This window comes from Ideonella sp. P3_A4 (genome assembly GCF_056403075.1).
In genome coordinates, this window is sequence record NZ_JBFUGE010000965.1 from 1 (window position 1) to 1,649 (window position 1,649).

Consider the following 1,649-nt stretch of genomic DNA (forward strand, 5'->3'; position numbering starts at 1 on the left):
CGTCCAAACCGCGATGGAAGTGCCTGAAGGCCAATGCGTGCGACTGTCACCACGCGATGCCTCGCCAATGCCAGGACGCAGCTCTGCACCCACCGTGACCGCGCGTCGCGTCGCCGACGTGGGCGCCGGTCACTACGTCTACGAGTTGACCCCTTGCAATCCGGACGACGACGCCACGCAGTGGATCGAAGCCGGCCAGCCTAGTGGCTGGCAACTGCAGAGCGAGCCGGTGCCGTTCGACCCCATTCCCCAAGGCCGCTGAGGCCCCAACAACCACCAAGGAAGTACGACCATGTTGACCAAGTTCAAGTGCCTGCTCGCCGCATGCCTGACCGCTGCCAGCTTTTGCGCCTCCGCCGAGGATGTGATCCGCCTGTCCGGCATTCCAGACGAGAACCCGACTGAGCTGCAGCGCAAGTACCAGCCGATGGTCGACTACCTGCAACAGCAGCTCGGTGTCAAGGTTCAGTACGTGCCGGTGATCGACTACGGAGCCGCCGTCTCCGCGTTGGCGGCGGGCAAGATCGACTTCGCCTGGCTCGGCGGCTTCACCTACGTGCAAGCCAGGGTCATGGCCGGTGCTCAACCTGTGGTCATGCGCGACATCGATCGCCAGTTCAAAAGCGTCTTCATCGCCAGCTCATCGGCCGGGATCAATAAGCCGGAGGAGATGAAGGGCAAGTCCTTCGCCTTCGGCTCCAAGAGCTCGACCTCTGGCCACCTGTTCCCGCGCCACTTCCTGCTGACGACGTTTCACCTCGACCCCGAGAAGGATTTTTCGGGCCAGCCGGTGTACAGCGGTGCTCACGACGCGACGGTGAAGATGGTTGAGTCCGGCAAGGTGCAGTCGGGCGCACTGAACATCGAGGTCTGGAACCGAATGTTGGCCGGCGACAAGTTCGACAAGACCAAGGTCAAGGTGATCTGGACCACGCCCGAGTATGTCGACTACGTCTGGACCGCACGCAAGGATCTGTCGCCCGAGTTGGTGCAGAAGTTCGCCAACGCATTTCTCAGCCTGGATGCCAGCCGTCCCTTGGACAAGCAAGTCCTTGAGATTCAAGGCGCCAACAAGTTCGTCAAGGCTGATCCCAAGGACTTCGACGTGATTGAACAAGTTGGCCGCTCCACCGGCTTGCTGAAGTGATCGGAGCCCGGCCATGAGCGCATCACGCACCATCGAGCTTCGCTACCACGTCGACATTCCGACGCCCAACAACGAAGGCGACCCGATCCAGATCTGGATGCCTCTGCCGGCATCGACGTCAGAGCAGGAGGTCATTGCCATTCAGACGGACTCGACCGCTCCGGTCAGCGTTCGCTTTGATCCGGTGTTTGGCAACCCGATCCTTCATGCGGAGATTGATGGCTCGACCAACGGACCGGCGCATGTCGGCTACCGCGCTGTGGTCGAGCGCAGGGAGTGGCGCGTTGATCTGAACCGGCCATCGCGCAGCCCTCTGGCACAGGATGGGCAGTTGCTGCTGCCTCAGCTGTCCCAGACGCGGCGGATTCGCTTCCTGCCGGAGATCCTGTCGGCTGCCAACGAGATACGGAGCAGCCACAAGGGAGCACTGGAGATGGCCCGGGCCGCCTACGACCATGTGCTGGCGACGATGACCTACGACAAGTCCGAGGAAGGCTGGGGA

General features: G+C 62.1%; 3 protein-coding genes. All 3 read left to right on the forward strand.

What is annotated here, in order from left to right; translation table 11 throughout:
* On the forward strand, nt 1-262 hold a 262-nt coding region (locus AC1DYI_RS34920), incomplete at its 5' end, for a hypothetical protein (protein WP_477208683.1).
* Between the two features lie 30 nt (nt 263-292).
* On the forward strand, nt 293-1,147 hold the full coding sequence (locus AC1DYI_RS34925; RefSeq protein WP_477208684.1) for a putative selenate ABC transporter substrate-binding protein: 855 nt from the start codon (nt 293-295) through the stop codon (nt 1,145-1,147).
* A 13-nt stretch (nt 1,148-1,160) separates the two neighbouring features.
* On the forward strand, nt 1,161-1,649 hold a 489-nt coding region (locus tag AC1DYI_RS34930), incomplete at its 3' end, for a hypothetical protein (RefSeq protein WP_477208685.1).

Coding starts and splice junctions, on each gene's coding strand:
- AC1DYI_RS34925 (WP_477208684.1), top strand. CDS start 293: ATGTTGACCAAGTTCAAGTGCCTGCTCGCCGCATGCCTGACCGCTGCC.